Source organism: Achromobacter sp. 1012554356, from assembly GCF_059760815.1.
Genome location: NZ_JCBANC010000108.1, coordinates 1 through 8,727, shown reverse-complemented (window position 1 = coordinate 8,727; position 8,727 = coordinate 1). Strand labels below are relative to the sequence as shown.

8 protein-coding genes are annotated in these 8,727 nt (G+C 62.7%); 3 read left to right on the top strand and 5 right to left on the bottom strand.

Going from position 1 to position 8,727, the window contains the following annotated elements:
• Window positions 1-55: 55 nt before the first annotated feature.
• The 5 genes from AC6LJW_RS29175 to AC6LJW_RS29155 form a co-directional block, all read right to left on the bottom strand.
• Window positions 56-1,393, bottom strand: coding sequence for an ABC transporter substrate-binding protein (locus AC6LJW_RS29175; RefSeq protein WP_082578797.1), 1,338 nt, complete (start codon window positions 1,391-1,393; stop codon window positions 56-58).
• Between the two features lie 134 nt (window positions 1,394-1,527).
• Window positions 1,528-2,592: a branched-chain amino acid ABC transporter permease gene (locus AC6LJW_RS29170; RefSeq protein WP_056560374.1), complete on the bottom strand. Its 1,065-nt coding sequence runs from the start codon at window positions 2,590-2,592 to the stop codon at window positions 1,528-1,530.
• A 25-nt stretch (window positions 2,593-2,617) separates the two neighbouring features.
• On the bottom strand, window positions 2,618-3,547 hold the full coding sequence (locus AC6LJW_RS29165; RefSeq protein ID WP_056560372.1) for a branched-chain amino acid ABC transporter permease: 930 nt from the start codon (window positions 3,545-3,547) through the stop codon (window positions 2,618-2,620).
• Between the two features lie 24 nt (window positions 3,548-3,571).
• Window positions 3,572-4,369: an ABC transporter ATP-binding protein gene (locus AC6LJW_RS29160; RefSeq protein WP_056560369.1), complete on the bottom strand. Its 798-nt coding sequence runs from the start codon at window positions 4,367-4,369 to the stop codon at window positions 3,572-3,574.
• Between the two features lie 5 nt (window positions 4,370-4,374).
• Window positions 4,375-6,351 carry an AMP-dependent synthetase/ligase gene (locus tag AC6LJW_RS29155; RefSeq protein ID WP_498088944.1) on the bottom strand — a complete coding sequence of 659 codons (1,977 nt, stop codon included), beginning with the start codon at window positions 6,349-6,351 and terminating at the stop codon, window positions 4,375-4,377.
• 171 nt (window positions 6,352-6,522) lie between these two features.
• Between AC6LJW_RS29155 and AC6LJW_RS29150 the strand changes: the two genes are divergently transcribed.
• The 3 genes from AC6LJW_RS29150 (at window position 6,523) to AC6LJW_RS29140 (ending at window position 8,341) form a co-directional block, all read left to right on the top strand.
• On the top strand, window positions 6,523-7,230 hold the full coding sequence (locus tag AC6LJW_RS29150; RefSeq protein WP_056560363.1) for a Crp/Fnr family transcriptional regulator: 708 nt from the start codon (window positions 6,523-6,525) through the stop codon (window positions 7,228-7,230).
• 60 nt (window positions 7,231-7,290) lie between these two features.
• On the top strand, window positions 7,291-7,752 hold the full coding sequence (locus AC6LJW_RS29145; RefSeq protein WP_498088943.1) for a MarR family winged helix-turn-helix transcriptional regulator: 462 nt from the start codon (window positions 7,291-7,293) through the stop codon (window positions 7,750-7,752).
• A 163-nt stretch (window positions 7,753-7,915) separates the two neighbouring features.
• A complete protein-coding gene (locus tag AC6LJW_RS29140; RefSeq protein ID WP_056560358.1) occupies window positions 7,916-8,341 on the top strand; it encodes an organic hydroperoxide resistance protein in 426 nt (141 codons plus the stop codon).
• Window positions 8,342-8,727 lie beyond the last annotated feature (386 nt).

The window sequence follows — 8,727 nt, the reverse complement described above, 5'->3', positions numbered from 1 at the left end:
ATATCAACCTGCGTTGCGCACCCGCGGCAAACACGCCGCGGGCGCTCCAGGAGCATTACTCACATTTGCGGGGCGTAATGTTCTTTTCCTTGGCGTACTTGGCCGCCGATTCCTTGACCATCGGGTCGAGGATCGCCTTGTCGGCCTGATACCAGTCGGAAACGACCTTGAACTTGGAACCGTCCCACTGCACGATGCGGGCCCAGTCGTCGCCCTTGTGATTCGCGCACGAGGTCTTGACCGGACGCATGATCTGGCCAAAGCCCAGCTTGTCGAGCTTTTCCTGGGTCAGGTCCAGATTCTCGAAGCCCCAGCGCACCTGCTCGGGCGTCAGCGCCTTGCCCTTGCCGTACTTCTCCTGCGCGGCGCGGATCGCTTCCACCTGCAGCATCGAGATCATCATGCCGCGCGTGTGAGCGATGGTGCCCAGCGTGGTCTTGCCGGTCTTGTCCGCGCCCTGGCCCTTGTCGTAGACGTACTTCTTCAGATCGTCGTAGACCTTGTCGCTGTCGGCGCCGCTGTTGTGGATGGTGATGGCGTTGTAGCCCTTGGCGACATCGCCCAGGTCCTTGACGTCGCCTTCGGAGCCGGCCCACCAGATCGCGTACATCTTGTCGCGCGGATAGCCGCTGGCCTGCGCTTCGCGGATGGCGGTGGGCGTCATGATGCCCGCGCTCCACAGCAGCACGTAGTTCGGACGCGCCTGGCGGATCTGCAGCCAGGTGGACTTCTGCTCCACGCCGGGGGCGGTCACGGGGTAGAGCAGCAGTTCGAAGCCTTCCTTGGCCGCGCGCTTTTGCAGTAGCTGAATCGGCTCCTTGCCGTACGGCGAGTCGTGATACACCAGGGCGATCTTCTTGCCCTTGAGCTTGTCCATGCCGCCTTCTTTCTTGGCGATGTCCTGGATCATCACGTCGGCGGCGGTCCAGTACGTGCCCAAGAGCGGGAAGTTCCACTCGAACACGCTGCCATCCACCGACTGCGACAGGCCGTAGCCCATGGTTTCCACAGGCACCTTGTCGATGATCGCCTTGTCGCTGACCGCAAACGTGATGCCGGTGGACTGGGTATCGAAGCCCGATGCGCCGGTGCCCTTGCCCTTCAGGCGCTCGTAGCATTCCACGCCGCGGTCCGTGGCGTAGGCGGTCTCGCACTCTTCATACGTGATCTTGACGCCATTCACGCCGCCATCGCGCTCGTTGACGAGCTTCAGGTAATCCAGCTTGCCGTCGGCCCAGGGAATGCCCAGCGGCGCGAACGATCCCGTGCGATACACCAGCAACGGAACGAACTGCTCTTCGGCCGCCATTGCCGGCGTGGCCACGGCGCCTGCGGCGCCGGCTGCGGCCATCAAGGCTGCCGCCAACTTCAGGTTAAGACGCTTCATCTCCATTTACCTCCTGCGTGGTGTTTGGGTCGGTCAACCCTGTGACACCGGGATTGGCCCGGTCTTGAGCCGGGTATTCGGGGCGGGGGTCCAGCGCGGTTGTGCTGCGATGGACCCACGGAAATCAAAACGAAACACGATCAGTGCGGGAACGGCCAGATCCTGAGCTTCTCCTTGCCGATGCTCCACAGCCGCGCCAGGCCGTGCGGCTCGGCGATCAGGAAGAACACGATCAGCGCGCCGAACACCATGTGCTCGATATGGGCCGCGGTGTCCACCGACAGCGGCAGGCCCAGCATGTGCGGGATGTTGGACAGCGCTACCGGCACCAGCACGATGAACGCCGCGCCGAAGAAGCTGCCGATGATCGAACCCAACCCGCCGATGATGACCATGAACAGCAGCTGGAACGAGCGGCCCAGGTCAAACGCCAGCGGCTCCCACGAACCCAGGTGGATGTAGCCCCACAAGGCGCCCGCCACGCCGACGATGAACGAACTGACCGCGAACGCCGTCAGCTTGGCGTACATGGGCCGGATGCCGATGACCGATGCCGCCACGTCCATGTCGCGGATCGCCATCCACTGGCGTCCGATGGCGCCTCGCACCAGATTCTTGGCCAGCAGGCTGAAGACGACGACCAGGATCAGCACGAACAGGTACTTCTCCATGGCGCTTTGCACCGGCAGCCCGAAGGCCGTGAGCGGCGGCACCGACACGCTTCCCGAGGGCGAATAGTTGGTGAAGAAGGGGATGCGCAGGAACGCCCAGTCCACGAAAAACTGCGCCGCCAGTGTCGCCACCGCCAGATACAGCCCGCGGATGCGCAAACTGGGGATGCCGAAGATCACGCCGACGATGGTGGCAAAGCAGCCGCCCAAGAGGATCTGCACCACGAGCGGCATGCCGGGAAAGCGCACGCCGAAGTTCCAGGCGGCATACGCGCCCACCGCCATGAAGGCGCCCGTGCCCAGCGAGATCTGTCCGCAGTAGCCGACCAGGATGTTCAGGCCCACGGCGGCCAGCGCCAGGATCAGGAACGGAATCAGGATGGCGCGCAGCAGGTAGTCGCTGGCCATCGCCGGAACGACGATGAACGCCACCGCCATCAGCAGCCAGATGAAGACGCGGTCCTGGCGGATCGGGAAGATCTGCTGGTCAGCGCGATAGCTGGTCTTGAATTGGCCGTTTTCGCGATAGAACATTTTTTATCCTTGGTGAGCCGCGGGCTTAGACGCGGTCGATGATCTTCTCGCCGAACAGCCCTTGCGGACGGAACAGCAGGAACACCAGCGCCAGCACGTAGGCGAACCAGATTTCGATGCCGCCTCCCACAAGCGACCCCAGATAGACCTCGGACAGCTTTTCCCCCACGCCGATGATTAGGCCGCCCAAGATGGCGCCCGGCACGGACGTCAGGCCGCCCAGGATCACCACCGGCAGCGCGCGCAGCGCGGCGGTGGACAGCGTGAATTGCACGCCGAACTTCGATCCCCAGATGATCCCCGCCACCAGCGCCACCAGCCCGGCCACGCTCCACACGATCACCCAGATGCGGTTCAGCGGAATGCCGATCGACTGCGCGGCCTGGTGGTCGTCGGCCACGGCCCGCAGCGCGCGGCCGGTCGAGGTGTATTGGAAGAACAGCGCCAGCGTCGCCACCAGCAGCGCGGCGATGACCGCGGCTGTCAGGTCTTCAAGGTTGATGAGCAGCCCCCCCTCGAACACCGATTCCAGAATCATCAGGGGATCCTTGGGCATGCCGACGTTGATGGAGTACACCGAGCTGCCGAACGTGATCTGGCCCAATCCATCCAGGAAATAGCTGATGCCCAGCGTCGCCATCAACAGCGTCGTGGCTTCCTGGTTGACCAGGTGGCGCAGCACGAAGCGCTCGATCGCCACTGCCAGCAGGAACATCACGATCGCGCTGACGATGAACGCCAGCACGTTGGCCAGGATCATGTTGTCAAAGCCCAGCCAGCGCGGCAGCCATTCCGAGAAGCGCGCCATCGACAGCGCCGCCACCAGCACCATCGCGCCCTGCGCGAAGTTGAAGACGCCGGACGCCTTGAAGATCAGCACGAAGCCCAGGCCGATCAGCGCGTACAGCATGCCGCTCATCAGGCCGCCGAATAAGGTCTCTAGAAAAAATCCCATGTCTTTCCGCCTTGGTTGTCCGGCTTAGTGCGACACGCCGAGATAGGCGCGGATCACATCCTCGTTCGCCCGAACTTCGTCGGGTTTGCCGTCGCCGATCTTCTTGCCGTAGTCCAGCACGACCACGCGATCCGAGATGTCCATGACCACGCCCATGTCGTGCTCGATCAGCACGATGGTCGTGCCGAATTCGTCGTTCACATCCAGAATGAAGCGGCTCATGTCCTGCTTCTCCTCGATGTTCATGCCGGCCATCGGCTCGTCCAGCAGCAACAGGCGCGGCTCCATCGCCAGCGCGCGGCCCAGGTCGACGCGCTTTTGCAGGCCGTAGGGCAGGCGCCCCACCGGCGTCTTGCGATAGGCCTGAATTTCAAGGAAGTCGATGATGTTCTCGACGAACTCGCGGTGCTGCATCTCTTCGCGCTCGGCCGGCCCCAGGCGGAACGCCTGCGCCAGCAGCCCGCTCTTCATGCGCAGATTGCGGCCGGTCATGATGTTGTCCAGCACACTCATGCCCTTGAATAGCGCCAGGTTCTGGAACGTGCGCGCGATGCCCATTTCGGCGGCGCGGCGCGGGTTCATTCGCGAAAACCGCTCGCCGCGGAATGCGATGCCGCCTTGCTGCGGCGTGTATACGCCGTTGATGACGTTGAGCATTGAGCTCTTGCCCGCGCCGTTGGGTCCGATGATGGCGCGGATCTCGTGCTCGCGCACGTTGAAGGAAATATCGGTCAGCGCCTTCACGCCGCCGAAAGACAGGGAGATGTTCTGCATGTCCAGCATGACATCGCCGATACGCTGGTCGCGGTCGTTATGGCTCATGTTCTTTACGCGGCTCGGGCGGTGATGGCGGGAAACGTCTTGACCGGATGGATCCGCAGATCCGCCGAAATCTTGCCGGTGCGTCCGTCTTCGAATTTCACTTCGGTCTCGATGAACTGCGACTGCTTGCCGCCAAAGAGCGCGTCGATCAGCACGCCATATTTCTGCGCGATGAAGGCGCGGCGCACCTTGCGCGTGCGGGTCAGCTCGTCGTCGTCCGGGTCCAGCTCCTTGTGCAGGATCAGGAAGCGGCTGACCTGCGACGCGGCCAGCTTGGGATCGGTCGCGAGATCCGCGTTGACCTGCTCCACGCACTCGGCGATCAGCTGGTAGACCTCGTCCTTGCCGGCCAGGTCGGTGTAGCCGGCATAGGGCAGGCCGCGGCGTTCGGCCCAGTTGCCCACGGCTTCCAGGTCGATGTTGATGAACGCGCACACGTCCTCGCGGTTCGCGCCAAACGCCACTGCTTCCTTGATGTGCTGGAAGAATTTGAGCTTGTTCTCGATGTACTTCGGCGCAAACAGGCTGCCATTGGCCAGCTTGCCCACGTCCTTGGCGCGATCGATGATCTTGAGCTGCCCGTCCGTATCCAGGTAGCCGGCGTCGCCCGTGTGGAACCATCCGTCGGCGCTGCGCGCCTCGGCCGTGGCGTCCGGATTGCGGTAGTACTCCTTGAAGAGCCCCGGGCTCTTGACCAGGATCTCGCCGTTGTCGGCCACGCGAATCTCCACGCCCGGCACCGGCGGCCCCACCGTGTCGTCGCGCACCTGGCCGTCGGGCTGCACGCAGACGAACACCGAGGTCTCGGTGGAGCCATACAACTGCTTCAGGTTGATGCCGATGGAGCGGTAGAACACAAAGAGGTCCGGCCCGATGGCCTCGCCCGCCGTATAGGCCACGCGCACGCGGCTCATGCCCAGCGCGTTGCGCAGCGGACCGTAGATCAGCACATTGCCCACCGCGTAACGCATGCGGTCCCAGGCATTCACGGATTCGCCATCCAGAATCTTCGTGCCGACGCGGCGCGCCAGCTTCATGCAGGCCGCGAACAGCTTGCGCTTGAGATAGCCCGCGTCTTCCATGCGGATCATCACATGCGTCAGCAGGCCTTCCAGCACGCGCGGCGGTGCAAAGTAATAGGTGGGGCCGATATCGCGCATGTCGATCGACACGGTGTCGGGCGACTCGGGATGATTCACCGTGAAGCCCGTGACCAGCAGCTGCGTGTACGAAAACATGTTCTGGCCAATCCAGGCGGGCGGCAGATAGGCCAGCACGTCTTCCTGATCGGTCAGCTTTTCCATCTCGGACACGGCGCGCGCGCGGTCGATGAGCGCATGGTGCGTCAGCACCACGCCCTTCGGCTTGCCCGTCGTGCCGGACGTATAGAACATGGCCGCGGCGTCGTGCGGCTGCACGGCAGCCACGGCGCGCGCGTAGAAGTCGGGATGCTTCGCGGCGTACTCGCTGCCCAGCGCTTCCAGTTGCTCGTAAGACAGCAGCATGGGATCGGCGTAATGCCGCAGGCCGCGCGGATCATCGAACACGACATGCTTCAGGGCAGGGCACTGTTCGCGCACCTCGATCATCTTGTCGACCTGCTCCTGATCCTCGACGATCGCAACGCTGATCTCCGCATCCTGCAGCACGTAAACCATTTCCTGCGCGACCGCATCCTGATAGAGCGGAACAGGAATGGCGCCGAGCGATTGCGCGGCCATCATGGCCATGTAGAGACGCGGGCGGTTTTCACCGATGACGGCGACGTGCATGCCGGGCAGAATGCCGAGCGATGCAAGACCCTGCGCGACGTGACGGACATGCTCCGCCACTTCGGACCAGGTCAGGGTTTGCCAGATCCCCAGGTCTTTCTCTCGTATCGCGGGCCGCGACCCACGAACGTTGGCATGCGCGAGCAGCAGCGCCGGAAAGGTGTCCGGCGCCGCCGGCACCTGTGCAGATGCGGGCGATGAATGTGCCACGTTGTCTCCTCCGGTTTGGGCGCATCGCGCGCAGTGCCTGCAATGAAGCGGCGGATGCGGCGGCGTGCTTGACCAGTTGGTTTTAGATTTACGGCAGGAGTTAAGGTATAAGGTTGGGTTGCTACCAACTGTCACCATCGCGACATTCAAGGACCTTTTAGGGTATTCCCGATGCAGCTATCCGACTCCCTGCAACTCGCCGCCGCCTGGTTCCGCGTGCTCAACGCGGAACAGCAAGCACGCGTGGAGCGGGACCTTTCCGTGCAGCAGGTCGTTGCTGGATCGATCATAGAGCGCAAAGGCGAACTCGCCCAGGCATGGATCGGCGTGTTGGCGGGATTGGTCAAGGTATCGGTGGGCAATTCGGAAGGCAAGGTGGCATCGCTGACAGGTGTGCCCGCCGGCGGCTGGATCGGCGAGGGCTCGCTGCTGAAACGCGAGGTCCGCAAGTACGACATCGTGGCGCTGCGCGATTCAGTGGTGGCGCGTCTGCCGGGCGCGACGTTCGACTGGTTGCTGGATACCAGTATTCCGTTCAACCGATATTTGCTGCATCAATTGAACGAACGCGTGGCGCAGTTCATCGGCAAGGCGGAGTACGACCGTCTGCTGGATCCGGATGCGCGAGTGGCCCGCTGTCTGGCCGAGCTGTTCAATCCTTTGCTGTATCCGGGCATGGGGATGCGACTGACGATTACGCAGGAAGAAGTCGGCTATCTGGCGAGGGTCTCGCGCCAGCGTGCGAACCAGGCGCTGCGCAAGCTGGAGGAGGCGGGGTTGCTGAATGTGGAATACGGGGCGGTACGGGTGCTGGACCTGGACGGGCTGAAGCAATACGGGTCGGACCGCGGCGCGGTGGAAGCAGAGCAGGCGGCGTAAGCGTTACGGGGATCAAAAAAAAGTGTTGACGATAAATCGCGCGCTATTTAATATTGCGCAATGAAATCCAGAAACAAGACCAAAGCCGCTTTCAACCCGCTGCTGCTGGACAGCCAGTTGTGCTTCGCCTTGTACTCGACCTCGCTGGCGATGAACAAGGTGTACCGCAAGCTGCTGAGCGGGCTGGACCTGACCTACCCGCAATACCTGGTGATGCTGGTGCTGTGGGAAGGCGACGAAATTACGGTGACGGATATCGGCAGCCGCCTGTTTCTGGATTCGGCCACGCTGACGCCGCTGCTCAAGCGCCTGGAGGCCGCGGGCCTGGTAACGCGCAAGCGCGCCGTGACGGACGAACGCCAGGTGATCGTGGGCCTGACGAAGCAGGGCCGCGATCTGCGCGAAAAGGCCGAAGCGGTGCCGCATGCAGTTGGCGCGGCAGCGCAGTGTTCGCTGGACGAAGCGCAGGGCATGACGAAGATGCTGCACGCGTTGCGGGAGAAGCTGGCCGAAAGTCTTTGAGGTTTTGGGTGATGACTGTCATCATCCGGTTTTATAAGTAGCGCACGATCTTGTTGTTCACTATTTAAAGTTTCAGGCAAGTCGCAAGTTCATCGTTGACCGCCAACACGGGAAGGGTCCCGCAAGGCAAGCAGTTCAAACTCTCATTCAAAGGAACCACACCATGTCGATCGAAAAAGTCCTCTACCGCGCCAACGCCACCGCCACCGGAGGCCGCGAAGGCCGTGGCGTCAGCGACGACGGCAACCTCGACGTCAAGCTGACCACCCCGCGCGAACTGGGCGGCGCTGGCGCCGCTGGCACGAACCCGGAACAACTGTTCGCCGTCGGCTACTCGGCCTGCTTCCTGGGCGCGATGAAGTTCGTCGCCAACCGCGACAAGATCGCGATCCCGGCGGACGTGTCCGTGAACGGCATCGTTGGTATCGGCGCAATCCCGACGGGGTTCGGCATCGAAGCGGAACTGAAGATCTCGCTGCCGGGCCTGGACCGCGCAGAAGCCGAAAAGCTGGTCGCGGCCGCACACATCGTGTGCCCGTACTCGAACGCGACGCGCGGCAACATTGACGTGACGCTGACGATCGTTTGAGGTTGACGTCGCATTGAGAGTAGTGTGACGTTGACGATTTGTTTGAGATCGACGTCGCATTGAGATCAATGTGAGGTGAGAGTGGGCCTTGCAGGTGAAGACTGATTTGGTCGGTTGCCTGTGTGGCCCATTTTTTTTGATGCTGCGTCAGGTTCTTTATGGCTCGTTGATTTTCTTGGCGCCAGATTCTTCGTTGGTCGTCTATCTTCGTGCCGCGAAAGTCTTCGTAGGTCGCCCGACGCCGCGGTCACCGTGGGCACGATCGCCCACGATTGCGGTCCGGAGCCTTCGCTCCGGACTCCCCCTTCGTCATCTTCGTCCAGGCCTTCGGCCTTCCCTTCAGATTCCCTCGGGCGCATCGACGGCGCTCGCACCCACGGTGACCG